The organism is Agrobacterium salinitolerans (assembly GCF_002008225.1).
GTDB lineage: Bacteria > Pseudomonadota > Alphaproteobacteria > Rhizobiales > Rhizobiaceae > Agrobacterium > Agrobacterium salinitolerans.
The window spans coordinates 1,102,525-1,128,136 of sequence record NZ_MRDH01000006.1 but is presented as its reverse complement, the minus strand read 5'-3'; the positions used below and the strand labels follow the sequence as shown (position 1 = coordinate 1,128,136).

The 25,612-nt window shown below is 60.3% G+C and carries 24 protein-coding genes; 17 read left to right on the top strand and 7 right to left on the bottom strand.

Annotated elements, in window-relative coordinates:
- The first annotated feature begins 19 nt into the window (after positions 1 to 19).
- The 10 genes from BS627_RS09670 (at position 20) to BS627_RS09625 (ending at position 10,012) form a co-directional block, all read left to right on the top strand.
- Positions 20 to 1,243 (top strand): CmpA/NrtA family ABC transporter substrate-binding protein, encoded by a 1,224-nt coding sequence (locus BS627_RS09670; protein ID WP_077983046.1) that lies wholly within the window; start codon positions 20 to 22, stop codon positions 1,241 to 1,243.
- A gap of 122 nt (positions 1,244 to 1,365) precedes the next feature.
- Positions 1,366 to 2,496, top strand: coding sequence for an Mrp/NBP35 family ATP-binding protein (locus tag BS627_RS09665; RefSeq protein WP_077983045.1), 1,131 nt, complete (start codon positions 1,366 to 1,368; stop codon positions 2,494 to 2,496).
- Between the two features lie 338 nt (positions 2,497 to 2,834).
- Positions 2,835 to 3,812: a magnesium transporter CorA family protein gene (locus BS627_RS09660; protein WP_162520479.1), complete on the top strand. Its 978-nt coding sequence runs from the start codon at positions 2,835 to 2,837 to the stop codon at positions 3,810 to 3,812.
- A gap of 15 nt (positions 3,813 to 3,827) precedes the next feature.
- Positions 3,828 to 5,747: a potassium transporter Kup gene (locus BS627_RS09655; protein WP_077982851.1), complete on the top strand. Its 1,920-nt coding sequence runs from the start codon at positions 3,828 to 3,830 to the stop codon at positions 5,745 to 5,747.
- 146 nt (positions 5,748 to 5,893) lie between these two features.
- Entirely contained in the window at positions 5,894 to 7,057 is a 1,164-nt protein-coding gene (locus tag BS627_RS09650) for a cell wall hydrolase (RefSeq protein WP_162520480.1), read from the top strand.
- Between the two features lie 270 nt (positions 7,058 to 7,327).
- Positions 7,328 to 7,693 carry an AtpZ/AtpI family protein gene (locus BS627_RS09645; RefSeq protein ID WP_077982850.1) on the top strand — a complete coding sequence of 122 codons (366 nt, stop codon included), beginning with the start codon at positions 7,328 to 7,330 and terminating at the stop codon, positions 7,691 to 7,693.
- 60 nt (positions 7,694 to 7,753) lie between these two features.
- Positions 7,754 to 8,503, top strand: a complete 750-nt coding sequence (locus BS627_RS09640) for a F0F1 ATP synthase subunit A (RefSeq protein WP_004440258.1) — start codon at positions 7,754 to 7,756, stop codon at positions 8,501 to 8,503.
- Positions 8,504 to 8,576: 73 nt separating this feature from the next.
- A complete protein-coding gene (locus BS627_RS09635) occupies positions 8,577 to 8,804 on the top strand; it encodes a F0F1 ATP synthase subunit C (protein WP_003494147.1) in 228 nt (75 codons plus the stop codon).
- Between the two features lie 79 nt (positions 8,805 to 8,883).
- Positions 8,884 to 9,525 carry a F0F1 ATP synthase subunit B gene (locus BS627_RS09630; RefSeq protein ID WP_077982849.1) on the top strand — a complete coding sequence of 214 codons (642 nt, stop codon included), beginning with the start codon at positions 8,884 to 8,886 and terminating at the stop codon, positions 9,523 to 9,525.
- Position 9,526: 1 nt separating this feature from the next.
- Complete coding sequence (locus tag BS627_RS09625; protein WP_077982848.1) at positions 9,527 to 10,012, top strand: F0F1 ATP synthase subunit B; 486 nt, start codon at positions 9,527 to 9,529, stop codon at positions 10,010 to 10,012.
- A 329-nt stretch (positions 10,013 to 10,341) separates the two neighbouring features.
- Here the strand turns inward: BS627_RS09625 and BS627_RS09620 are convergent, their stop codons facing one another.
- From BS627_RS09620 to BS627_RS09610, 3 genes are all read right to left on the bottom strand, one after another.
- Positions 10,342 to 11,517, bottom strand: a complete 1,176-nt coding sequence (locus tag BS627_RS09620) for a S41 family peptidase (RefSeq protein ID WP_077982847.1) — start codon at positions 11,515 to 11,517, stop codon at positions 10,342 to 10,344.
- A gap of 82 nt (positions 11,518 to 11,599) precedes the next feature.
- Positions 11,600 to 12,253 carry a ribonuclease HII gene (locus BS627_RS09615; protein ID WP_077982846.1) on the bottom strand — a complete coding sequence of 218 codons (654 nt, stop codon included), beginning with the start codon at positions 12,251 to 12,253 and terminating at the stop codon, positions 11,600 to 11,602.
- 336 nt (positions 12,254 to 12,589) lie between these two features.
- Positions 12,590 to 13,747 (bottom strand): PA0069 family radical SAM protein, encoded by a 1,158-nt coding sequence (locus BS627_RS09610; protein WP_165691189.1) that lies wholly within the window; start codon positions 13,745 to 13,747, stop codon positions 12,590 to 12,592.
- 274 nt (positions 13,748 to 14,021) lie between these two features.
- On the opposite strand from BS627_RS09610, the gene BS627_RS09605 reads away from it, so the two are divergent.
- On the top strand, positions 14,022 to 14,540 hold the full coding sequence (locus BS627_RS09605) for a glycosyltransferase family protein (RefSeq protein WP_077983042.1): 519 nt from the start codon (positions 14,022 to 14,024) through the stop codon (positions 14,538 to 14,540).
- 13 nt (positions 14,541 to 14,553) lie between these two features.
- On the opposite strand, the gene BS627_RS09600 is transcribed toward BS627_RS09605, so the two are convergent.
- From BS627_RS09600 to BS627_RS09590, 3 genes are all read right to left on the bottom strand, one after another.
- Complete coding sequence (locus tag BS627_RS09600) at positions 14,554 to 15,987, bottom strand: FAD-binding oxidoreductase (RefSeq protein ID WP_077982845.1); 1,434 nt, start codon at positions 15,985 to 15,987, stop codon at positions 14,554 to 14,556.
- A 50-nt stretch (positions 15,988 to 16,037) separates the two neighbouring features.
- Positions 16,038 to 17,015 (bottom strand): L-threonylcarbamoyladenylate synthase, encoded by a 978-nt coding sequence (locus tag BS627_RS09595; protein ID WP_077983041.1) that lies wholly within the window; start codon positions 17,013 to 17,015, stop codon positions 16,038 to 16,040.
- Positions 17,016 to 17,080: 65 nt separating this feature from the next.
- Positions 17,081 to 17,689 (bottom strand): DUF6656 family protein, encoded by a 609-nt coding sequence (locus BS627_RS09590; RefSeq protein WP_162520482.1) that lies wholly within the window; start codon positions 17,687 to 17,689, stop codon positions 17,081 to 17,083.
- Between the two features lie 331 nt (positions 17,690 to 18,020).
- Here BS627_RS09590 and BS627_RS09585 point away from each other — a divergent pair, with 331 nt between their 5' ends.
- From BS627_RS09585 to BS627_RS09570, 4 genes are all read left to right on the top strand, one after another.
- Positions 18,021 to 19,265: an aromatic ring-hydroxylating oxygenase subunit alpha gene (locus BS627_RS09585; RefSeq protein WP_077983039.1), complete on the top strand. Its 1,245-nt coding sequence runs from the start codon at positions 18,021 to 18,023 to the stop codon at positions 19,263 to 19,265.
- Positions 19,266 to 19,272: 7 nt separating this feature from the next.
- Complete coding sequence (locus BS627_RS09580; protein ID WP_089153226.1) at positions 19,273 to 20,355, top strand: FAD-binding oxidoreductase; 1,083 nt, start codon at positions 19,273 to 19,275, stop codon at positions 20,353 to 20,355.
- Positions 20,356 to 20,540: 185 nt separating this feature from the next.
- Entirely contained in the window at positions 20,541 to 21,002 is a 462-nt protein-coding gene (locus BS627_RS09575; RefSeq protein ID WP_077982844.1) for a BA14K family protein, read from the top strand.
- A 223-nt stretch (positions 21,003 to 21,225) separates the two neighbouring features.
- Entirely contained in the window at positions 21,226 to 21,741 is a 516-nt protein-coding gene (locus BS627_RS09570; RefSeq protein WP_077982843.1) for a BA14K family protein, read from the top strand.
- A gap of 57 nt (positions 21,742 to 21,798) precedes the next feature.
- Here the strand turns inward: BS627_RS09570 and BS627_RS09565 are convergent, their stop codons facing one another.
- Positions 21,799 to 22,794: a transporter gene (locus BS627_RS09565; RefSeq protein WP_077982842.1), complete on the bottom strand. Its 996-nt coding sequence runs from the start codon at positions 22,792 to 22,794 to the stop codon at positions 21,799 to 21,801.
- Positions 22,795 to 23,014: 220 nt separating this feature from the next.
- On the opposite strand from BS627_RS09565, the gene BS627_RS09560 reads away from it, so the two are divergent.
- On the top strand, positions 23,015 to 24,799 hold the full coding sequence (locus tag BS627_RS09560) for an acyl-CoA dehydrogenase (RefSeq protein WP_077982841.1): 1,785 nt from the start codon (positions 23,015 to 23,017) through the stop codon (positions 24,797 to 24,799).
- A 10-nt stretch (positions 24,800 to 24,809) separates the two neighbouring features.
- Entirely contained in the window at positions 24,810 to 25,568 is a 759-nt protein-coding gene (locus BS627_RS09555; protein ID WP_077982840.1) for a crotonase/enoyl-CoA hydratase family protein, read from the top strand.
- The last annotated feature ends 44 nt before the right edge of the window (positions 25,569 to 25,612 follow it).

The window sequence follows — 25,612 nt, the reverse complement described above, 5'->3', positions numbered from 1 at the left end:
ACCGGAAAGGAGAAATCGTTTGCCGGAACGGCATAGGGTAAAAGCAGGATTTTCTCCGACTATCGATTGCGCCGTGCTGATAGCCGCTGCCGAAAAAGGCTTTGCTGCCGATGAAGGCATAGAACTTGAACTTTTCCGAAAACAGTCCGCCCGCGCCGTGCTTGCGGCGCTTGGCGAGGATGGCGTTCACGTCGCGCACCTGCCCGCCCCGGTTCCGGTCGGCTCGGCTGTCGGCCTCGACGATCTGCCCGCCGATATTGTCGGCGTTTTCACGCTTTCCCTCGGCGGATCGGCGACGACCGTTTCCCACGGATTTTATAACGAGCTCTACCGCGAAGGGCTGAAGTTACCGGACCCGGCGGCTTTTGGACGCGCCATGGCCCGTGTCTGCGCCGCGCGCCGGGCGGCGGGCGGAAATCCGCCGGTCTTTGCGGTCGAAGATATCGTCTCCACGCCTTTTTATACCCTGCGTTACCTGCTCGGAAGCTGCGGCGTGCTGCTCGGCCGGGATATGGAAATCGTTGAGGCGCTGCCGAAGGCCATGCCGGCGCTCCTGGAAAACGGCAAGGTCGATGCGCTCTGTACCGCCGAGCCGGCGGGCAGCGCCGTGGTGCTCGGCGGCGCGGGGCGTATCGTCACCACCGGGGCGTTGATCTGGCAGAATGCGCCGGAAAAGATGCTGGCCGCGAAGAAGCGCTGGGCGGAGGAGAACCCAGCCCTGCTGGAAGGGCTGCTGCGCGCCCTCTACCGCGCCGGCGAATGGTGCGCCAATACCGCCAATATCGAGGAACTGGCCGGCATCCTCGCCGCTCCTCAATATATGGATGAGAACGGTGAATTCCTGCTGCCGGCGCTGACGGGCTATATTTCCACCTCGCAGAAGGACATGCAGCGCTTTCAGGAATTTTTCGTGACGAGCGCCAAGGCCGCCAATTTTCCATGGCAGAGTCAGGCCCTGTGGTTCTTCAGCCAGATGCTGCGCTGGGGCGAGGTTTCCGCCGATTACCGGTTCGATCCCGCCATGGTGGAGGCGGCCCGTAACGCCTACCGGCCGGATATTTTCCGCAAAGCGATGAAGCCGCTTTTTGCGCCGGTGCCGGGCGCAAATCTGAAGCTTGAGGGCACGTTGCGTGAGCCTGTTCATGTCGGCGCATCGCGCACGGGTCTGGTGCTGGGCCCCGACTGCTTTTTCGACGGTCATGTTTTCGACCCGGAAACGCTGGAGATGGACGACGAGATCTGAAGCCGCAGCGTCAAATCGTCGCGAATGCCTGACTGTTGTCGCGCTTTGGCATTGGCGAAGCGCTCCGGCTTGTCTATGGATGGCACGCAATACCCGGTCGGATGATGAAGCGGAGCAGGAATATGGCAGATGTCAGCAGGAGCCAGGTGGAAAAGGCGCTGGAAGCGGTGGTCTATCCCGGCAGCGGCAAGAGCATCGTCGCACTCGGCATGGTCTCGGAAATTTTCATCGCCGATGCGAAGGCCTATTTCTCGATCACCGTCCCGGCCGACAGGGCTGCGGCGATGGAGCCGTTGCGGCTTGCCGCCGAACAGGCGGCCAAGGGCGTTGAGGGCATCGTCGGCGCGGTCGTGGCGCTGACGGCCGACCGCAAGCCTGGCCAGCAGCAGCCCGCGCCGGCGCGCCCCGCCGCCGCAACCGGCCGGCCGACCACCCAGCCCGGCTCGTCAAAGGTCGGCGTGCCGGGGGTCAAATCCATCATCGCCGTGGCCTCGGGCAAGGGCGGGGTGGGCAAGTCGACGACCGCCGTCAATCTGGCGCTCGGCCTCCAGTCGCTCGGCCTCAAGGTCGGCATGCTCGATGCCGATATTTATGGCCCCTCGCTGCCGCGGCTGCTGAAAATTTCCGGCCGTCCGAAGCAACAGGAAGACCGCATCATCCTCCCCATGGAGAATTACGGACTGAAGGTCATGTCCATGGGCTTTCTGGTGGATGAGGAAGCCGCGATGATCTGGCGCGGGCCGATGGTGCAGTCCGCCCTGATGCAGATGCTGCGCGAAGTGGCCTGGGGCGAACTGGATGTGCTGGTGCTGGACATGCCGCCCGGCACCGGCGATGCGCAGCTTACCATCGCCCAGCAGGTGCCGCTCGCCGGCGCCGTCATCGTTTCCACGCCGCAGGATCTGGCGCTCTCCGATGCGCGCAAGGGCGTCACCATGTTCCGCAAGGTGGAAGTACCGCTGCTGGGCGTCATCGAGAATATGAGCTATTTCATCGCGCCCGATACCGGTGCGCGTTACGATATTTTCGGTCATGGCGGCGCGAAGGCTGAAGCGGAAAGGATCGGCGTTCCGTTTCTCGGCGAAGTGCCGCTCACCATATCCATCCGCGAAATGTCAGATGCCGGAACGCCGGTCGTCGCCGCAGAACCCGATGGCCCGCAGGCCGCAGTCTACCGCGATATCGCGCAAAAAGTCTGGGCGCGCATCGGTGCAAGCGAGCAAAAAGCCGCCCCGAGGATTGTTTTCGAATAACACCCCAGCCATGGGGCAAAGCCGGACAGGGTTTCTTCTTCCTCGATAGTCGTTTGAAAACATAAGATTAAACGGAAGTATCCGAAAGCATTTCCGGATTTGAGATCCAGAAATGCTTCGCCTGCAATGCTGTCGCGAAAAAATATTGCTTGATTGCGTCTCGCTTTGGGCGCATACGCCTGCGCCGTTTGGCTCTTGGTCCATCGGGCCGGCGAGATTGTCGAAATCCCGCCTGTTCCGACGGTCCCTGAAGTGTCGTCCAAAGGTTTGCCGAGCGCAAACAGGATATGTTAAGCAGCATTGCGGCTGAAGCCTGCAATGTGGAGCGGAGAAACGGATTGATAAAAGCCTATCGCGCCAATTGCGAGGCGATCAGCCTGTCGTCAGACGACGGCTCCGGACAGGTCCCCGACGACATCGTCTGGATCGATCTCGTCGATCCGGACAGGGCGGAAGAGCAGCATGTGGAAAAGCTGCTGGGGCTTGATTTGCCCACCCGTGAGGATCTGAAGGATATCGAACCTTCCAGTCGGCTTTATATGGAAGACGGTAATGTCTTCATGACCGCCTCTCTGGTGTGGAAGGCGGATTCGGACGATCCCCGCCTCACCGACGTCGCCTTCATCCTTGCCGGCAAGCGTCTGGTGACAATCCGTTACGCCGAGCCGAAATCCTTCCATCTCTTCACCGCCGCCATCACGCGCGTTCCGCATGAGATGCGCAGCGGCGCGGCGCTGCTCCTGAAGCTGCTCGAAACCATCGTCGACCGCACGGCGGAGATTCTCGAAAACTCGGTTACGGGGATCGACAATCTCGCCGCCGATATTCTCGGCAGCCAGGCTCGTTCCAAACGCAAGGCGCCGCGCTATCTCGAAGACCGCCTCGGCAACATCGCCGCCTATCACCGGCTGATATCGAAGGTCCGCGTGAGCCTTGCATCGCTGGCGCGCCTTCAGACCTTTCTGTCCACCAGCGATCAGGTGCGCGAGGACAAGGGCGCGCGGGAGCAGGGCAAGTCGATCGGGCGCGATATCCAGTCGCTGAATGAACATGCCTCCTTCGTTTCCGGCAATCTGACCTTTCTCTTGGACGCCTCGCTCGGGATCATCAATATCGAGCAGAACGGCATCATCAAGATTTTTTCCATCGCGTCGGTGGTGTTCCTGCCACCCACGCTGGTGGCCTCCATTTACGGAATGAACTTTCAGCTCATGCCGGAGTTGAGCTGGACATTTGGTTATCCGCTTGCGCTGATCGTCATGGTGATGTCCGCGATCATTCCGTTTCTCTTTTTTCGTTGGAAGGGCTGGCTCTGAGGAGCCAGGATCATCATGTCTCAAATCGTCGACAAGGATGTTGCCGAGAAACCGGATGCGGATGACAAGCATCAGAACAAAGGGCTTTATGCCGCGATCCTTGGTTCCATCGGCGTCGTCTATGGTGATATCGGCACCAGCCCGCTCTACGCCTTCCGCGAAGCCCTTCGGCCGATCGCCTATGACGGCGTGACGCAGGAAGAAGTCATCGGCCTCACGTCCCTGATGATCTGGGCTTTGACGATCATCGTGACGTTCAAATACATCACGCTTCTTCTGCGTGCGGACAATGACGGCGAGGGCGGAACGCTCTCGCTGCTGGCGCTGCTGATGAAGACGGCTGGCACCCACCGCAGCGTTCTCATCGTGCTCGGCCTCATCGGCGCGGCGTTGTTTCTGGGCGACGCCATGATCACGCCGGCGCTATCGGTGCTTTCGGCGGTGGAAGGCCTGAAGCTCGTCACGCCGGAAATGGACGCCTTCATCATTCCGATTTCCGTCGGCATCCTCATCGGCCTCTTCGCCATCCAGTCCCACGGCACGGGCACGGTGGCGAAATTCTTCGGACCGATCACCGCCGTCTGGTTCATCGTCATGGGTCTGGCCGGTCTTCTTCATATCGCCGATGACTTCAGCATCCTCTTCGCCTTCAATCCGTGGCATGCGGTGGAATTTCTGGCCAATGAAGGTTTCTACGGCGTCGTCGTGCTCGGCGCGGTCTTCCTGACGATCACGGGGGCGGAAGCGCTTTACGCCGATCTCGGCCATTTCGGCCGTCGTCCCATCCAGTGGGCGTGGTTCTGTCTGGTTTTCCCGGCATTGACGCTGAATTATCTCGGGCAGGGCGCGCTGGTGCTGAAAGACCCGGCGGCGATGTCCAATCCCTTCTATCTGATGTTCCCGCAATGGGCGATCCTGCCGGCCGTCATTCTGGCAACCGCCGCCACCATCATCGCCAGCCAGGCGGTCATAACGGGCGCGTTTTCGCTCGTGCGCCAGGCGATCCATCTCGGTTATCTGCCGCGCATGGAAATCCTCTTCACCTCGGAAACCAATACGGGGCAGATTTACCTTCCGGCCGTCAACACCATCCTCTTGTTCGGCGTCGTCGCACTGGTCATCACCTTCAAGAGTTCGGATGCGCTTGCCACCGCCTACGGTATTTCCGTGACCGGCGCGATGGTCGTCACCAGCCTGATGTTCTTCGAATTCGTGCGCAAGCGCTGGAAATGGTCGATCTGGCTGGCGCTTGCGGTGCTGACGCCGCTTCTGCTGCTGGAACTGATCTTCCTCGGAGCGAACCTCCTGAAGATCCACGACGGCGGTTATGTGCCGGTGCTGTTGGCCATCGCCTTCACCATCATCATGACCACATGGCAGCGCGGCTCAAAGATACTCTTTGCCAAGACCCGCCGCATCGATGTGCCGCTGAAGGCCTTCGTCGCCTCGGTGGAAAAGGAGAGCGCCCATGCGCCGGTGCGTGTGTCCGGCACGGCAATCTTCCTTACCGGCGATCCCGAGACGGCGCCGGCGGCGCTGTTGCACAATCTCAAACATAACCACGTCCTTCACGACAAGAACGTCATCCTGACGATCCGCACCGAGGACCAGCCGCGCGTCCACCCCGAAGAGCGTTATACGCTGACGAAGCTGAGCGACCGTTTTGCCGTGGTCGAATTGCATTTCGGCTTTATGGAGACGCAGAATGTCACCCAGGCGCTGGGCTATCTGAGACGCACCGGCTACAAGTTCGACATCATGTCGACCTCGTTTTATCTCGGCCGCCGCAAGCTGGTGCCGGATCCGAAATCCGGCATGCCGGGCTGGCAGAACCGCCTGTTCATCGCGCTCGCCGAAACCGCCGCCGATCCCTCGGATTATTTCCGCCTTCCGGCCAACCGCGTGGTGGAGCTGGGTTCGCACGTCGTCGTGTGACTATTAGAAGATGGTTACACATTAACGTGAATCCGCGTCCGCGCGCGGCGTTAACCAAGCATCAAGGTTAATAAGAGATTCTCGAACACCTGTAGCAAATTTGGTTGTCGGTGTTCGGAGTGCTGGTTTTGCGTTCGAAAAGAGTAATGCGTCGTCGGTCCCCCGTGTCCCGTGAGGCGTGGGCGTCAAAATGGACCTCGCCCGTCGTCTTCGGCCTTGCCGCCTGGCTCGTTTTTCCCTCCCTCGCTGCGCGCGCGGATCTGGCCTCGCTTCTGGCCGGTCTGGATAATGGCGGCGAGCAATGGCGCATGGTGCTGACGGCCTCTCCGGCGGGCTCGGTACACAATGCCTCGCTCACCTTCAACGATGCCGCAGGGGAGGCGGCGCTGCACGGCGGCGGCATGACCCTGCCCAATGGCAGCAAGGTCGCTTTCGTCACCAACAAGAAGGGCGAGGCAACGACGCCCGACAGCGAGCGCGTCAACCGCGCCGCCAAGAAGGGTCGTGTCGTCGCCACCGAAATCATGCAGCCGCCCAAGGCTTTCACCGCCGGTTCCGTCTTGCAGCGCACCAGCATGCTGGACATCGAGCCGCTGAAGCGTAAGGACCGCACCGCTTTCGTCAAACCGAAGCGTGGCAAGGACGTGGAACTCGCCTCCTTCTATTTCCGTCGCGAGGAAAAGAAGGCGGACAGAAGCGTCTCGCCGATGCTGGCCGAACTCATCAACAATCGTACGCCGGATATTCTTGCCACGGCCTATGCGCCGGCCGAACCGGATTTCGCCCGCGAGTCACCCTTCGACGCCATTCTCAAGAAGCCCGACGCCGGCCGTTTCGTGCCGCAAATCGCCGAGGGCGACCACGCCTGGGCGGCCACCCCGTTGCCCGCCGCCGTATTTTCGGCAGCCGAACAACAATGCCTCGCCTCCGGCATCTATTTCGAGGCGCGCGGAGAATCGGTGAAGGGACAGGCGGCGGTCGCACAGGTCATCCTCAACCGCGTGCGCAATCCCGCCTATCCGAAAACCATCTGCGGTGTCGTTTACCAGAACAAGGACTGGCGCAACCGCTGCCAGTTTTCCTTCGCCTGCGACAATATCAAGGATCGCGTGAATTCCGAACGCCACTGGAAAATGGCGCGCGAAGTGGCAATGGCCACAACGGCTGGCAAAATCTGGTTGAAGGAAGTGGGATCGGCAACCCACTATCACGCCGTTTATGTGCGTCCCGCCTGGGGTCGCACGATGAAAAAGGTCGGCAGGATAGGTTTGCACGTGTTTTACCGTACCTATGGCGGCGGCTGGAGCTGATACCACCGCCAATTTGTCGCATTTTGCGTGTCAAAAATGCCGATTCCCTGGGGAAACATCGCCGCCAAACCGCGACTTGATGTCAAGCCGTTGTTTTTGCATGATTAATTTGTGTCGAAACAACCGTCGACAGTGCCTTGACTAGAGAAGCCCCTAAAACTATGTTGCGCGCGACTTCAGAGCGGGCTGGAACAGGCTTAATCCGTCACCGTTTACAACTCCAAAGGGTTCTGGCATGGCTGGAACGGAGAAAATGGGTGGGATTTTAAGATGACTGGCAACCGTGACGATAGTCTGGACGAGCGTCGCAAGCGCCTAGCCGATGAGTTGGCGAAGGTGAAGGCGGAGGATGAGGCGGAAGTGAGGGCGGAGACCAACGCTGCGGAAAACCGGAAAGGTTTTGCGATGGCGGTCAAGCTCTCATCGGAGTTCATTTCTGCCATCGTGGTCGGCGCTATGCTGGGTTATCTTCTGGACTATTTTGCCGGCACGACGCCGTGGGGGATGATCGTTCTTCTTCTTCTCGGTTTCTGCGCAGGCGTATTGAATGTGTTGCGCTCCACGGGCGCGGTGGCCAAGCCGCCGCTACTTGAGAAGGCGGACAGGCAGGATGAGGGTGGAAAAGGCGGCCTTTAGGCTGTTTTTCCTTACAGTTGAGATGCCGCGACAGGCGGCGACAGGTAAAGAGGGCAGCCGGTGGCAAACGATCCGACCCATCAGTTCTTGGTGCAGCCGATCATTCCGATCGAAATTGGCGGCGTCGATTTTTCCTTCACCAATGCGTCGCTCTTCATGGTCGCGACCGTGGCTGCGGCTTCCGGTTTCCTTTATTTCGCAACGTCGAACCGCGGTCTGATCCCGACGCGCATGCAGTCCGTTGCCGAAATGTCCTATGAATTCATCGCCTCCATGCTGCGCGAAGGCGCCGGCAAGAAGGGCATGGTGTTCTTCCCGTTCGTGTTCTCGCTCTTCATGTTCGTGCTGACGGCCAACCTTCTCGGCATGTTCCCGTATTTCTTCACGGTCACCAGCCAGATCATCGTCACCTTCGCGCTCGCCTGCCTCGTTATCGGCACGGTCGTCGTTTATGGTTTTTACAAGCACGGCCTGCATTTCTTCGGCATCTTCGCCCCTTCGGGCGTGCCGAAGGCGCTTTTGCCGCTGGTCGCGTCGATTGAAATGATCTCGTTCCTGTCACGCCCGATCAGCCTTTCCGTTCGTCTTTTCGCGAACATGCTGGCCGGCCATATCACGCTCAAGGTTTTCGCAGGCTTCGTCGCCTCCATGAGCGCGCTCGGCGCGCTCGGCGTCGGCGGTGCTGTCCTGCCTCTCATAATGACGGTCGCCATGACCGCTCTCGAATTTCTCGTTGCCTTCCTGCAGGCTTATGTGTTCGCGGTACTGACTTGCATGTACCTGAACGACGCCGTGCATGGTGGTCACTGAGAAGTAAAGTCGCTGGCCCCGGCAACGGGCGCCAAAAGATAGCCGCAACAACCTATATCTCAAGGAGTCTCACATGGAAGCGGAAGCAGCAAAGTACATCGGCGCAGGTCTCGCATGCCTCGGCATGGCTGGTACGTCCCTCGCACTCGGCCGTATCTTCGGTGATTACCTGTCCGGCGCACTGCGCAACCCCTCTGCTGCCGACAGCCAGTTCGGCCGTCTGGTATTCGGCTTCGCCGTTACGGAAGCTCTGGGCATCTTCTCGCTGCTCGTAGCTCTCCTTCTCCTGTTCGCTGTTTAATACCGGCATCAGGTCTGGATCACGGCCCGCGAATGGCGTGCCGTGATCCTTCGCATTTGCAGTACCCCTGGAGGTGAGCATGTTCGTGACCGAGGCTTATGCCCAGTCAGCACCGACCGTAGGTGAAACGCATACGGAAACTCCGGCTGTCGGCCAGCCGCAACCGGAAGCCACGCACACGGAAACCGGTGTGGCGCACGGCGCCGAACACGGCGCTTCCGGCGTTTTCCCGCCGTTCGACCAGTCTACTTATGCATCGCAGGTCCTGTGGCTGGCGATCACGTTCGGCCTTTTCTATCTGCTCATGCAGAAGGTCATCGTTCCGCGCGTCGGCGGCATTCTCGAGAACCGTCATGGACGCATCGCACAGGATCTCGATGAGGCGGCACGGCTGAAAAGCGAAGCCGACGCAGCCGTCGAGACCTATGAAAAAGAACTCGCGGCAGCCCGCGCCAAGGCAAGCTCGATAGGCTCCGCGGCCCGTGACGCCGCCAAGGCCAAGGCTGATGCCGACCGCGCCGCTATCGAAGCTGGTCTTGCTGAAAAGCTTGCCGCCGCCGAAAAGCGCATTGCCGGCATCAGGGATCAGGCATTCGCCGATGTCGGCGCCATCGCCGAGGAAACCGCGACCGCAATCGTTGACCAGCTGGTCGGCGCCAAGGTCAAGGATGCCGACGTCAAGGCCGCCATCGCTGCCGCTTCTGCCGTGAAGGGAGCCTGATATGGCATTTGATGCATCATTTTTCGCTCTCGTCGGTCTCGTCCTTTTCTTCGTTCTGATCGCCTATCTCAAGGTTCCCGGCATGCTCTCCAAGTCTCTGGATGAGCGCGCCCAGAACATCCAGGACGAGCTGGCCGAAGCCAAGCGCCTGCGCGAAGAGGCTCAGCACTTGCTGGCCGAATACCAGCGCAAGCGCAAGGAAGCAGAAGCCGAAGCCGCAGGTATTGTTGCTGCCGCTGAACGCGAAGCAGCAGCGCTGACGGAAGAAGCCAGGCAGAAGACGGAAGAATTCGTCGCCCGCCGTACGGCCCTTTCGGAACAGAAGATCAAGCAGGCCGAAGAAGACGCCATCGGCGCCGTCCGTTCCGCCGCCGTCGACATCGCCATCGCCGCTTCCGAGAAGCTGCTGGCGGAAAAGACAACGGCTGCCGCAAAGGCCAAACTTTTCGCCGCCACGATCGGCGAAGTGAAGTCTAAGCTGAACTGAGTTCATCTCGGCATTGTTCAAAACCCCTCCGGCGCACGCCGTGAGGGGTTTTTTGTTTGAGGTGGAAAAGCTGGTTCGGGATATGGTGCCGCCTGTACTATGGAAATGCGGCATGCGCTCCAGCAGGCCTCCCTCGGAGGGGCGGTGATTGGCTTTATTGTTTTTGATACTCAATGTCGGATTGCGCTTCCGCTTTGCGCCAGAAGCGAACGGATGAAGTGTGCATCGCATGATTGCCGTGGCGCCGAAAGCGAAGGCGGCCATTCCATACCTGGCGCAGCATTTTCCGAGGGTCGACCGTCAGCAGTGTGGGCTGAGCCGCCGCTCGTCTAATCGTTCAGACTCTTTAGCACTTGTTGATAGAACGCGCCTTGTGCATTCTCAGCAGTCGACCTTATGACCCATTCCCAATCCAAATTCAGTTTTCCTGCCGGGACCATTTGCTGCGCGATCTCAGCCGGTGTGGTTTCGTTGCTGGTTCCGTTCTCCCAGTCGTGAAATGCTGATGAGTATCGAACGACCGCTCCGCTAGTCGGCAAATCGAGCAACCCTCCCTCGGCAAAAAAACTCAACCCGTCGCCCATTTCTTCCCCGATGAGTTTGAGCCTGCGTCCCAGACGATGTTTGAGAATGGCTACAAATACTATCGCTGCGGAAAACGTGAATTTGTCGACAAGCACAGCGACCTGCCCGCCCGCGTTTTCTGAGATGGCGTCGATCAAGGGCATCGTTTGAAGGAAGTCGCCACCGGTGTTTCCGCGAACGTCAATCAAGAGTTTTTTGTTCGGGCAGGCGCTTACATGCCCCGCCGCACCGGAGATGGCTTTCGGCAGCGCAGTTTCGCTTGGATCGAAGAAACTTGGCAATGATATTGAAAGCCCAAGCCCCTGCCAGTCCTCGATCTCCACAAATCGCTCGGGTTTCCAGGCTGGATCAGCCTTGCCATGCTCGTTTCTCGGGTAAAGCATCGGTGCAGGAACTGTCTGCCCGTTCTCCAGTTTGAAATTGGATATCCGCCCATTATCGTCTTTCACGCAATATTCGGTCGTATTCTCTTTTGAAGAGAAACCGAGGCGGGTCAATGCATACGGCCATGCGAGAAGAATCGGTCCGATGACCCTTTTCCTCTGACGTGTTCCTGCCAGAAATTTTTCTGCGGCGGCTTCAATTTGGCCCAACGGTGTGCCGTTGACTGCTATCAGCTCTCCTCTTGGTGCAGTTGTTTCCAGTGCCGTTTCAGTTAACTGCACCGCCGTCCCGACGCTCACGAACCTCAGCGGCAGCACCGAGATGCAATCGTTCGGGATCAGCCGTGTGTGTCCGTTGTCGGGAAGTGCGAGCAGGCGCATCGCGGAAAACAGAAAAGCCTCTTTGGAGCCCTCCAAAGCGTATCGTCGAATGTCACAAATGCAGTTGTCTATCATTGCCTGTTCGATCCGCCGAAAGCTGGGATCGGTTGGCAGGACGGTGTCCAGAATTTTCTCGAGATCTTGCGTCAGGGACATGATTTACGGTGCGCATAGTTGCTCGTCGATGTCCAGATCGGGTCGATAGCTGTTGTTCTGGTTGGAACTCCATTAGTTGTCATCAATCCCGCTTCAGCGGCCGAAAGCTCATCCGGTGCAGCGGGCAAGGCCCGTGGCTTTCAATGGCGCGCAGGTGGGCCGGCGTGCCGTAACCGGCATGGCCTTCGAAGCCGTAGGATGTGTGCACCACACCCGCTCGTTCCATCATCCGGTCGCGGGTCACCTTGGCGACGATCGAGGCGGCGGCGATGGAGAGGGAGCGGGAATCGCCCTTGATGACGGCCTTGGCTTCGCAGGCGATGCCGGGCGGGCGGTCGCGGCCGTCGGCCAAAACGAGGGCAGGGGAGATTTCGAGGCCCAGCACGGCGCGGCGCATGGCGTCGAGGCTGGCGCGCAGGATATTCACGCTGTCGATCAGGCCGGGGCCGGAGGAGGCGACGGATACGATCGAGCTTTCCATGATCTGGACGAACAAGCTTTCCCGTTTCTGCTTCGTCAGCTTCTTGGAATCGTCCATACCCTTGGGAATATTGTCCGGATCGAGAATGACGGCTGCCGCAACCACCGGTCCGGCCAGAGGTCCCCGGCCTGCCTCATCCGTGCCGGCCACGGGCCAGAGGCCCTTCTTTTTCGCTTCCAGTTCGAAGGAAAAATCCGGGCCGGTATCGGCAAGGTCGAAAAGAGCAGGAGAATCGGGTGTGGTCGTGCGTTTCATGCGGCGAAACTCGCATACACACCCGATCTCCTGCAAGCCCCCGGAAGCGGGCGATGACAGGCACGGTGAGCCGGGGTCAAGGGGCGTGGCTCACCGTGCCCCTGAGGTCATCATGACCTTTGATCCTCCAACGGGGCGGCGGAGGAAAAACGATCGCACGCGAGGCGGCGGTTCCGGGGGCAATGTCCGGCAGGCCAGGGAAAACCCACCGGGCATTTCGTGGGAGTGTGGCGGGTCTATAAAAGAGGCCACCGCTCCCTGTCATAGTCTGCCTGATATCGCCGCACGTTCCGTATGGTGCTTCGATCAGGCCGAGTTCTTTTCAGCATCGGTCTTTCAAAGCAGCGACAATTGCACGCCTGCACCGCCCGGCGGAACGAAGAGATCGTCGCGTAGGTGGATGCCACGGCGGATGAGGCCGAGCCTTTTTGTCGCCATCTCGAAACGCCTGCCTATCTGCCAGGCATAGGGGCCGGCACCCTTCATGCGTTTCCCGAACTCCGCGTCATAGTCTTTGCCGTCACGCATGGAGCGCACCAGCGACATGACATGACGGTAGCGGTCCGGATAGTTGCGCAGCAGCCAATCGCGGAAGAGCGGGCTCACCTCCAGCGGCAACCGCAAAAGCACATAAGACGCCTCGGTCGCACCGGCAGCCTTGCCGGCCTCGAGAATACGTTCGATCTCATGATCGTTGAGCGCCGGAATGACGGGCGCCATCATCACGGCCACGGGAATGCCGGCCTCGGTCAGCGCCTTGACGGCTTCCAGCCGCTTCTCCGGCGTGGCGGCGCGCGGTTCCATGTTGCGCGCGAGCTTCCGGTCCAGTGTGGTGACGGAAATACCGACCTTGGCGAGCCCCTTTTTGGCCATCGGTGCCAGAATGTCGATATCCCGCCTGATCAGCGCCGATTTGGTGACGATGGCGACGGGATGATCGGCCTCCGCCAGCACTTCCAGTATCTGCCGCATGATGCGCCATTCGCGCTCTATCGGCTGATAGGGATCGGTATTGGTGCCGATGGCGATCACCCGCGGCTTGTAGCCCGGCTTCGCCAGTTCCCGTTCCAGCAGCTTTGCCGCATCCGGCTTGGCGAAGAGCTTGGCCTCGAAATCCAGCCCGGCCGAAAGCCCCATATAGCTGTGCGTAGGGCGCGCAAAGCAATAGATGCAGCCATGTTCGCAGCCGCGATAGGGATTGATGGAGCGGTCGAAGGGGATGTCGGGCGATTCATTGCGGGTGATGATGCTGCGCGGCTTTTCCACCTGCACCTCGGTGCGGAATTCCGGCATGTCCTCAAGAGTCTGCCAGCCATCGTCGAAAACCTCGTGCTGCAGGGTCTCGAAGCGTCCATCCGGGTTCAGCCCGGCGCCACGGCCGCGACGGCGGTCGATCTCGATGCGCAGGCCGGATGCATCGGCCAGCGCATTGGCAATATCCGGCATATGGCTCGGCTGGAATGCAGCCTGCCACGAAAGCGTATGGTTTCTCATCTGGATGCTCCCAGGACGCCGCACGCCTCTCAAGGCACGCTCAACGCCCTAAACCGTTTCCATCCGGACAGGCTTTTAACCGCCTTCCGAATGATTAAATTCCTACATCAGGAATGAGAACAATACAAGAACAAAATTGCAAATTCGGCTCGTTCTCCAGAGGTGGGCGCGGCCCCGTCCGGAGACTGTGCGCCGGGTGGGCAAGGACAGCCTTGGATTTTTACCGCGATGAGCGTAGTGGCAATTTATTGTGCGATGCGTTAGAGCTATGCAGATGTTGACAGTCATAATGGAATGCCGGGATCACGAGCCGGAACTGGCGCACACATTGTCTGCGCTCGTCACCGGGGCCGTGGAGGGGCTTGTAAGCGATGTTGTGATCCTCGATCACGGTTCGCGCGATGGATCGTCGCGCGTCGCCGATGCCGCCGGCTGCCGTTTTTATGGGCAGTGGGACATCGAAGACGTGGTGAAGTCTGCACGCGGCGGCTGGCTGCTTCTGATTGAGCCCGGCGCGCGCCCGCAGGCGGGCTGGATCGACGAGATTCTCGAATATGTGGCGATCTGCGCGCAGCCGGCCCGGTTTTCGCCCTCGCGCTATCACCGGCGCAATGTCCTCAGCCGTATGCTGCGGCGTATTCCGCCATTGGAACACGGATATCTTCTGCCAAAGAAGCATGCGGTGTCGATTGCGAAATCGGGCATGAGCCTGACACAATTTGTCGGCGCGCAGAAGCCGCGCCGGCTGAATGCGGAAATGGTGCCCGCCTGGGCGCTGCGGGCCTCGGCGTAACCTCGGGGCCGCTTTAGCCGGCCAGAACCTTGCCGGGGTTCATGATGCCGGCGGGATCGAAAGCGTGCTTGATGCGCCGCATCAGTTCCATTTCGATGCCGGGGCGGATGGCCGCCAGCTCGTCGCGCTTCAATTGCCCGATGCCGTGTTCGGCCGAAATGGAGCCGCCGAGCGACAGCACGATGCCATGCACGATCTCGTTCATGTCCTGCCAGCGGCCAATGAATTCGGCCTTGTCGGCTCCCACCGGCTGGGAAATATTGTAGTGAATATTGCCGTCGCCCAGGTGTCCGAAGGCGCAGACGCGGGCGCCCGGGATGGCGGCAAGAACCGCCTTTTCCGCCGTCGCCATGAATTCCGGTATTTTTGAAACGGGCACGGAAACATCGTGCTTGATCGAGCCGCCTTCGGGTTTCTGCGCCTCCGACATGCTTTCGCGCATATGCCAGAGCGCCTGCCGTTGCGCTTCCGATGAAGCGATCACCGCATCCTCGACCAGACCGGCCTCAAAACCGCGCTCCAGCAGCGATTGCATCATGCTATCCGCCGTCTCGGCCGAATCGGAGGTGGAGATATCGATGAGCGCGTACCAATCATGCGGCTGTTCCAGCGGATCGCGCACGCCGGGAATATGACGGGCGGTGAATTCGACGCCGATTCGCGGCATGAGTTCGAAGCCGGTCAGCGCCGTGCCGCAGAGATTGGAGGCCATTTCGAACAGTTTCAGCGCGTCTTCGGTGGAGGTGAGCCCCGCAAAGGCCACCTGATGGCCGAGTGGCTTCGGGAAGAGCTTCAGCACCGCGCCGGTGATGATGCCAAGCGTGCCTTCGGAACCAATGAAGAGATCGCGCAGATCGTAACCCGTATTATCCTTTTTCAGCCGGCGCAGCCCGTTCCAGATTTCTCCGGTCGGCAGCACGACTTCCAGCCCGAGGCAGAGCTGGCGCATATTGCCATAAGCGAGCACCGCCGTGCCGCCGGCATTGGTGGCGAGATTGCCGCCGATGCGGCAGGACCCTTGAGAGCCGAGCGACAGCGGGAACATCCGCTCCACGGAATCAGCAGCCTTGTGAATGTCATCGAGAATGCAGCCGGCATCCGCCACGATGATATTGGCGACCGGATCGATATCGCGAACGCGGTTCATGCGCTCCAGCGACAGGATGATGTCGGTGCCATCAGCGCGCGGTGTCTGTCCGCCCACGAGGCCGGTGTTGCCGGTCTGCGGCACGATGGCGGTGCCGGTTTCGCTGGCGAGCTTGAGGATGGCGGCAACCTCTTCGACCGAACCGGGCTTGATGAGCAGCGGCGAGGCGCCGCGATAAAGCCCGCGATTTTCCACGAGGCGCGGCGCCATTTCCGCCGCGTCGCGGACCGCGTTCTTTTCGCCGACAATGACGGCAAAGCGGTCGAGAATGTCGGAGGAGGGGATGGCGGTGGTCGTCATGGGCGGCGTCTCGCTGGCTTTTGAAACATGGGCGAAAGGATTGGGCGCCGTTAGCCTCGCGGCGCGGCGGCGCGGGACAGGCGGTCGTTGATCGCCTCTCCGAGGCCATGGGTGGGAATGGCGGTGATGGCGATCATGTCTGCGCCGCTTGCATCGGCGGCTTTCAGATAATCGAACAGATTGGCGGCGGCCTCGGCAAGATCGCCGGAAGGGCTGAGATCGAGCACGGCGCGCGCCATCTCTTCGCCGGCAATGGCGACGCCGCCGAATCGGATCAGCGCTTCATCTGGCTGAACCGATGTGGCGTGAAGGCGCACGGCCGCACCCGGCGCATAATGCGATGCCAGCATTCCCGGCGCCTCAATGGCGGCGGCGGCTTTTTTCGGCCGTTCGAGGTTTCTTCCCGCAACGCGTTCTATATCCTCGGTGATGACGCCGCCGGGACGAAGCAGCCGCACCCGGCCATCCTCTTCCACCTTGACGATGGTGGATTCGACGCCGACGGTGGCCGCGCCGCCATCGAGAATGAGATTGATCTTCTGGCCAAGATCCGCCTCCACATGGGCTGCACTTGTCGGGCTGATTTTGCCGGAACTATTGGCGCTGGGGGCGGCGAGCGGCCTGTCGAATCGGCGGATCAGATCACCGGCAAAACCCTGCGGCACACGAATACCGACCGTATCGAGCCCGGCCGTCGCCAGCGAATGAATGTCGCTTCCCGCCTTCAGCGGCAGCACCAGCGTCAGCGGGCCGGGCCAGAAGGCCTTTGCGAGCTTCAGCGATATGGGATCGAAGACGGCGTAACGTTCGGCCATGGCGATATCGGCCATGTGGCAGATCAGGGGGTTGAACTGCGGCCGGCCTTTCGTCTCGTAAATGCGGGTGATCGCCGCCGGATTGGTGGCGTCGGCGGCAAGGCCGTAGACGGTTTCCGTCGGCAGGGCGATGGGTTGGCCGGCGGCAAGCTCCGCCACGGATGCTTGCAGGGCTGTTTCCCGCTCATGTTCAATGTTGATGTGACGCGCCATGATGCTGCCTTTCAGGGCGGTCAATAGCGTATTTCAGGCTGGAATGGAAATCGCTATCGCGGCTTTTATATCGCCTTGATGATCCTGCGCATCTCCTCGGACCGCGCGCCAAGCATCAGTACGTTTTTCAGCGCCACGCGCGGATCGTGGGTCTGGAACAGCAGGCCGCCGCGATGCACGGAGGTATCGACGGCGACCTCCTGGTCGGGAAGCGCGTTGATGGCGACGGCGAAATACATCCGCGAGTAGCGCGCATCGATATTTTCGAAGAAGTTTTCAGCCCCGCTCAGTTCGGCGAAGAAATTCGCGAAATAAAAGGACCAGAGCACATGGCGCTCGGCATCGAAGCTGGTTTTCGCCGCCGTGACGTGACAATAGCCGAGATGCGGCCGGTCATTGAGCAGATGGTGAAAAACCATCTTCGGAAAACGGATGGACTGGTGAAAGCCGTTCAGACGGCTGTGGGTGGCGTCGGCGGCAGCTTCCAGCTTTCGCCCCGTCAGAGCAGCCACTTCGTCATGGCTGTAATAGGCACGTTCTTTCGGCAGCCATCGCTCTTCATAACGGCTGATCCGCCCTGTCCGCAGAAAATCGGAATGCGCGGTCTTCGAGCGTATCGGTGCGACCGAATGCCTGCTCGCATCGAAATAGCGTATGCGTGTCGCCTTCTCCACCAGGAACACCCTCGTTGCTGCGGTCCGGCAAGATAAATTGGGGTGCGTTAATACTCCGTTGCGCCGCATCCCCCGTTTTCTTACGGGTGGGGAGTAAAGAGTGCGGTATTATGCGTCATATTGCGACGTCGTTGCAGGCGCTAAATAGCTGTCGGATTTAGCAGTGGAATGGCTTGTGGCGGCGGATTGCGCATGTCGCAATTTGTCGCCAATGCGGAAGCCGATGTCGCTGTCTGTGCTGCCGCAAATGACCGCCGGTGTTTAGATGAGTACATGCTTCCGCAACCCCGCAAATGGTGTCGGGCAGGGCGGTTTGATCGAGGATTTGGCCATGGAATTGCGTGATACCGTATTGCGCCAGCTGAAAAACCGCCGCGAAGGCTTCAGCCTGGAGCAGCCCTTCTACACGGACCCGGATTATTTCAAACTGGACATGGAAACCATCTGGTATCGCGACTGGCTGTTTGTCGGCCATGATTGCGAAGTCCAGAAGTCCGGCAGCTATTTCACCGTGCAGGTCGGCGCTTATTCTGTGGTCATCGTTCGCGGCCGTGACGGGCAAATCCGCGCTTTCCACAATTCCTGCCGCCATCGCGGCTCCCGCGTCTGCACCACGCAGAAGGGCCAGTCGGCCCGCCTTGTCTGTCCCTATCATCAGTGGACCTATGATCTCGACGGCAAGCTGCTGTTTGCGCGCCATATGGGCGAAGAGTTCGACAAGGGCGATTTTGGCCTGAAGCCGGTCGCCTGCGAAACCGTCGCCGGTTACGTCTTTATCTGCCTTGCCGATCAGCCGGCCGATTTCGAGCCGATGCGCAAGGAAGTCGAGAGCTACATGGCCCCGCACCGTATCTGGGAGGCGAAGGTCGCGCATGAGAGCACGATCATCGAAAAGGGCAACTGGAAGCTCGTCTGGGAAAATAACCGCGAGTGCTACCATTGCGCCGCAAACCACCCGGAACTGTGCCGCACCTATCCCGAAAACCCGAGCGTGACGGGAACGGACGGCGGTGCGAGCGATCCCGAGATCGGCGGCCACTGGGCGCGCTGCGAGGCCGCCGGCCTGCCGAGCCGTTTCAAGATCGACAAGAACGGACAGTTCCGTGTCGCCCGTATGCCGCTGATCGGTGAGGCGGAAAGCTACACCATGTCCGGCAAGCCCGCCGTGCGTCGGCCGCTGTCTGATGATGTGAGCATCAGCCATATCGGCGCGCTGTTGCTGTTCCATTACCCGACGACCTGGAACCACTTCCTCGGCGACCACACCATTTCCTTCCGTGTGCTGCCGCTCAGCGCCACGGAGACCATGGTCACCACCAAATGGCTGGTGCACAAGGATGCCGTCGAAGGCGTGGACTACGATCTCGAAGACCTCACCCACGTCTGGAACGAAACCAACGATCAGGATCGCCGCATCGTCGAGGAAAATGCCTTTGGCATCCGTTCCCCCGCCTATGAGCCCGGCCCCTATTCCATGGAGGACGAAGGTGGCGTGATGCAGTTCGTCAACTGGTATTCCGATTTCATGATCGACCGGCTCTCGGGCGACAAGTCCCGGCTTTCGGCTGTAGCGTGATGCGAAGATGAATATGGTTGTGACCTATAAACATATTGATGAGATGAAGCCCTGGAGCGACAAGCTCCAGCTTCTGGAATGCATCTCGGTGACGCCCGAGACGGCGGATGTGATGACGTTTCTGTTCCGTTCGGAGGATCAGAACTGGTTCCGTTATCTGCCGGGCCAGTTCGTCACGCTGGAACTGCCGGTGGGCAAGGAGCCGCTTTACCGCACCTACACATTGTCCTCCAGCCCGTCGCGGCCCTATGCGCTGTCGGTCACGGTCAAGGCGCAGGCCAACAGCATCGGCACGCGCTGGATGTTCGACAATCTGAAACCCGGCATGAAAATCCGGGCGCTCGGCCCGCTCGGCGACTTTTCCTACGTCAAGCATCCCGGCGACAAATATCTGTTCATTTCGGCAGGCTCCGGCGTCACGCCGATGATGTCGATGGTGCGCGACATGAGCGACCGCGCCCCGCAGAGCGATATTGCTTTCATCAATTGTTCGCGCACGCCCGGCGATATCGTCTTCCGTCACGAACTGGAATATCTCGCCCGGTTCATGCCGAACCTGTCGCTCGGCTTCATTGTCGAAAAATGCGGACGCACCGATCTGTGGTCGGGGCTGAAAGGCATGGTCGACAAGGCCAAGATCGCGCTGCTGGCTTCCGATTTCATGGAGCGAACCGTCTTCTGCTGCGGTCCGGAACCGTTCATGGCGGCGGTCCGTTCGATGCTCGACGCGTCCGGTTTCGACATGGGGCGCTATCATCAGGAAAGCTTCGCGCCAGCTGCGCCGGTCACCGTTGGTGAAACCGTACTTACTGGTGCGGATGGCGAAACGCTGTCGATGGTGGGTTTCACCCTTTCCGGAAAAGAGATGGCCTGCCAGCCCGGCCAGACGGTCCTGATGACGGCGCGCGCCGCCGGCGTCCGTATCGGGGCGGCCTGCGAATCCGGCATCTGCGGCACCTGCCGGGTACTGAAGCTTTCCGGCGAGGTGGAGATGAACCACAATGGCGGCATTCTCGACGAGGAAATCGAGGAAGGCTATATTCTCGCCTGCTGCTCGCGCCCGTTGACAGATGTGAAGGTGGAGGCCTGACGCCAGCAGGCGTTTCAAACCTCCTTCATTCACCGGATGGTTGTCATGGAACCAAATTTTCCTAAATTCGTTTGCACGTCATCGAATTCTTTTCGGGCATAGAGCGGGGGCTAACCTTGATCTCCGACAAGAGCGAGTGAGTGAAAAAGGCGCGGTCAACGCGCTGAAGCAAATGGAGGAAGGTCATGATGAATTTCCGGAGAACGAGTGTCGCGACAGCGATTGTCGTGTTCCTGACCAGCTTTACCCCATCGCAGGCGTTTCAGGTTCCTGTTCCGGTGACGCAGCCGGCTGTGGCGACTGAAAATGTGGTGCCGGTGCAGTACCGTGAATGGGATCGTCGCCGCCATTGGGATGGGCGACACATGCGTCGCCCGCCACCGCATCGAAACGGCTGGTACAACGGTCACCGTGGTTATCGCGATCGTCGGCCGGGTTACCGTTACCACAACGGTTACTGGTTCCCGCTGGCAGCCTTTGCGGCAGGTGCGATTATCAGCGGCGCCATGCAGCAGCCGCGTCCGGCCTATGGCGGCAGCCATGTGGCTTGGTGTCAGAACCGCTGGCGCTCGTATCGCGCCTATGACAACACCTACCAGCCGTATAACGGTCCGCGCCGCATATGCGTGTCGCCTTACAGCCGCTGATGACGGTTTTTCGAGAGCCCGGATTAATCCGGGCTTTTGCTTTTGCAGCGCCGCTGTCGATAAACGAAGCGTGATGACGCCGTTAATGCTGGGTTCAGGCGCAAACGCCTAGCTTTTATTTCGTAAGTTGCAGCCAGATGAAACAAACTGGCCCAATGGGAAGAAGAAAGTGTTATTATTCACGGACAACGGCCTGTTGACCGTCGTGGATGGAGGAAGTCAGATGAAAAGCTATATGAAAAATATCCTGGCTGCCGGTCTTTCTGCAATCGTGGTTGCAGGAGCGATCGTTCCGGCGGAAGCGGCAATGCCATTGCCGACCGCGCCGAAGAGCGTCGAGACCGCCGGCAGTGACGCCGGCAACAATGTCGTGAACGTGCAATATTGGCGTGATCGCGACCGCTGGGGCGATCGCCGCGGCTGGTATCGCGGTCATCGCGGTTATCGCGAATATCGTCCGGGTTACCGCCACCACGACGGCTATTGGTTCCCGCTCGCAGCCTTTGCGACGGGCGCCATCATCGGCGGCGCATTGTCGCAACCGCGTGAAGTCTACCGCCCGGTTCCGGAATATCGTCCGCGCCCGGTCTATCGGGAATACCGCCCGATCTATCGTGGCGGTCTGAGCCAGGCGCATGTGAATTGGTGCTATGGTCGCTATCGTTCCTACGATGCCCGCACCAACACCTTCCAGCCCTATCACGGCCCGCGCCAGCTTTGCTATTCGCCTTATAGCTGATGGCTTGCCAGGCTGAAATTGACAGAGCCGTCCGATCATACCGGGCGGCTCTTTGCGTTACAGGATTCGCGCGCGCTTCAGCACGAACCAGGCAAGCGCCACCGAAATAACGATGAAGATACTGGCCGACAGCGTGCCGCCGGTGCCGACGGTAAACGGCAGTTCATCCGTGTTCATACCGAAAAAACCGGTCACCAGCGAGGGCGGCAGCAGGAACGCCGTCATCAGCGACAGGATATAAAGATGTCGGTTGGTTTCGGAGGAGAGCTTGGAATCGATTTCCTCATGCAGCAGCCTTGCCCGCTCCTGCAGGGCGTAGACGTCGTGATCGACAGCCTCCAGACGGCCCATCAGGCGTGAGGCGACATCCTCGAAACCATCCGGCATCTCGTCATCATCGGCGGCCGAAGCGCGCCGCATCAGGGTCAGCACAGTGCGCAGATGCCGGTGCAGGCGAACCACCGTGCGGCGCAACGGGGCAAGACGCCGCCGTTCGTCGCGTGTCTCGCTGTCATAGACCAGATCTTCGATGGTGTTCAGCTCCTCCGTCGTCTCCATCACCAGATTGATGAGCGAGCGCTGGAATTCGGCAACGAGACCTTCGAAGACATGCGATGGCGTCAGATACCGGTTGGAATTCTTGTCCACCGCGGCCTTCAGCCGGTCCACCGAATGCAGCGGTTGCAGGCGGGTGGTGATGATGAAACGGTCGCTCACCGCAAAATGCAGCCAGCCGAAATCGCGCGTTTCCTTGTCGAATTCCCGCTGGAAATCGACCAACGTGCCATAGAGCGATTTCTCATCGACCACGATGGAAGGGTGCGTCTCATGGGTGGTGAGGCTTGCGCGCGCCGCCGGGTCGAGGCCGTCGATGGTCTCGAGAAAACCCGCCACACGCTGATCCGCAAGGTTGAGGTGCAACCAGAAGAACCCGGCGCATCCGGCCATTTCATCAAAGCCGGCATCGGGCGCAAGCCGGCGGCACGGGGCTGTGCCGGGGTGGAATTGATAGGCCCAGACAAGGCCCGGAATAACGGGTGTAACGAGATCCATCGTGGCAGTCCTGACCGGCTGGATGGGAGGAAGGAGGCGTCCGTCGTTCCGGTGTGGGAGCGGCGGCGGCGAGGCGCCTTTCAGCGCATGCTGAACAAATTCACATGACAGTTTTATAACAATCCCGCTGAATAGGCCGGAATTTTCAAATTGACGTTTACGTAAAAATCATTTAGCCCGAAGGCAGTAGCAAGATGCCAGAGCTTCGGGAGGAGGCAGCATGTATAGCGCGCCGGTGGACGATATCGCCTTTACACTCAAACATGTGGCAGGTCTTGAAGACGCGCTTGCGACGGGTGCGCTGGGAGACCTTGGGGAAGATCTGGTCGATGCCATTCTGCACGAAGCCGGCCGCTTCGCCACCGCAGAGGTCGCACCTCTCGCCGAAATCGGCGATCGCCAGGGCGCAAAGCTAACCGATGGTAAGGTGACGACACCGGATGGCTGGGCCGATCTTTACCGCCGCTGGGCGGAAGCGGGCTGGAATAGCCTCACGGCGCCGGAAGAATTCGGCGGCCAGAACCTGCCGCATATGCTGAATGTCGCCGCTCTCGAAATGTGGAATTCCGGCTCCATGGCCTTTGCGCTGGCCCCGACGCTGACCATGGGCGCGGTGGAAGCCCTTGTCGCCCACGGCAGCGATGACCTCAAGCGCACCTATCTGCCGAAACTCGTCTCCGGCGAATGGACCGGCACGATGAACCTCACCGAGCCGCATGCGGGTTCGGACCTCGGCGTCCTGAAGACCCGGGCGGAGCGCAACGGCGACGGCACCTACCGCATCTTCGGCCAGAAGATTTTCATCACCTGGGGCGAACACGACGCGGCGGACAATATCATCCACCTCGTTCTCGCCCGCCTGCCGGATGCGCCGGCCGGCACGCGCGGCATCTCGCTTTTCCTCGTGCCGAAATTCCTACCGGATGAAAACGGTGCGCCGGGCAGCCGCAACGATCTGTTCTGCCATTCGCTCGAACACAAGCTCGGCATTCACGGCTCGCCCACCTGCACGATGATCTTCGGCGATGGCAAATTCGGTGACGAAACGGGCGCGCTCGGCTGGCTGATCGGCGAGGAGAACAAAGGTCTCGCCTGCATGTTCACCATGATGAACAACGCCCGCCTTGCCGTCGGCATGCAGGGCGTGGCGATCTGCGAAGCGGCGACCCAGAAGGCCATCGAATATGCCAGGGAGCGCACGCAGGGCAAGGCGCCCGGCTGGCAGGGTTCCGGCATGAGCCCGATCATCGAACATCCTGATATCGCCAGAACACTTCTGACGATGAAGGCACTGACGCAGGGATCACGGGCGATTTCTTTCAGCTGCGCGCATGCCATCGACATGGCGCATGCGACTGAAGACGCCTCGCAGCGCGCTCACTGGCAGGAGCGCGCTGCTCTTCTCACACCGATCGCCAAGTCCTTCTCCACCGATGCCGGTGTCGATGTCGCCTCCATGGGCATTCAGGTGCATGGCGGCATGGGCTTCATTGAAGAAACAGGTGCTGCGCGTTATCTGCGCGACGCCCGCATCGCGCCGATCTATGAAGGCACCAACGGTATTCAGGCCATCGATCTGGTGCTGCGCAAGCTGCCGCTCTCCGAGGGTGCGCAGGTGCGCGGTTTCATCGCTGAGCTGCGTGAGATTGCTGCCCGGACGGCCGCGTCTAACCGCGATGACCTTGGCGAGACCACCCGTTATCTCGAATCGAGCCTCAACGATCTGGAAATCACGACTGACTGGCTGCTGGAGCGCATCAAGGCTGGCGAAACCGAAACCGCGCTTGCCGGCGCGACGGCCTATCAGCGGCTCTTCGGTCTGGCGCTGACAGGCGCCTATCTCGCCAAGGGCGCATTGGCCGCCGTCGATGATGGCAGGGGCGGGCATCGCGCCGCCCTTTGCCGTTTCGCAGCGGAAAATCTGCTGGCGGAAACCGCAGCGCTGAAGGATCGCGTTATATCAGGTGCGGCAAGCCTTGCCGCCGCCCGCACCGTATTGGCTTGAGGAGGCTCAGATGTCGGACGAACACATTCTCGTCGAGCGCGTCGGCCATGCGCCGGAAGTCTTGACCATTCGCTTCAACCGGCCGGACAAGAAAAACGCCATCACCGATGCCATGTATCTGCGCATGGCAGACGCCCTGCATGCCGCCAATGCGGACCCGGAAATTCGCGTCGTCGCCTTTCTCGGCACGGAAGGCTGCTTCTCTGCCGGTAACGACATGGCCGATTTCCTCGCCTTCGCCATGTCGGGCGGAAAGGGCAAGCTCGCCGCGCTTGAGTTATTGAAAGCGCTCGTCGCCTTCGAAAAACCAATGGTATCCGGCGTCGACGGGCTCGCCATCGGCATCGGCACGACGCTGAACCTGCATTGCGACCTGACGGTCGCTTCCAGCCGCAGCCTGTTCAAGACCCCATTCGTGGACCTCGCTCTGGTGCCGGAAGCGGCCTCCAGCCTGCTCGTGCCGAAACTCATGGGACACCAGCGCGCCTTTGCGCTGCTTGCCATGGGCGAAGGTTTTTCCGCCGAGCAGGCATTGCAGGCCGGAATGATCTGGAAAGTCGTCGCCCCTGAACATGTGGAGAGCGAAACGCTGGCGCTCGCCACCCGGCTTGCGGCCAAACCGCAGCAGGCGCTGAAGATCGCCCGCGATCTGGTTCGCGGCAACCCGGACGATCTTCTCACCCGCATCGAAGAGGAAGGCCGCCATTTCATCGCGCAGCTGCAGAGTGCGGAAGCGCGCGCCGCCTTCGAGGCATTCATGCGTCGCTGAGTGCCGCGGGAATCGTCATTGCCACTTATTATGGAGCGGGCGAT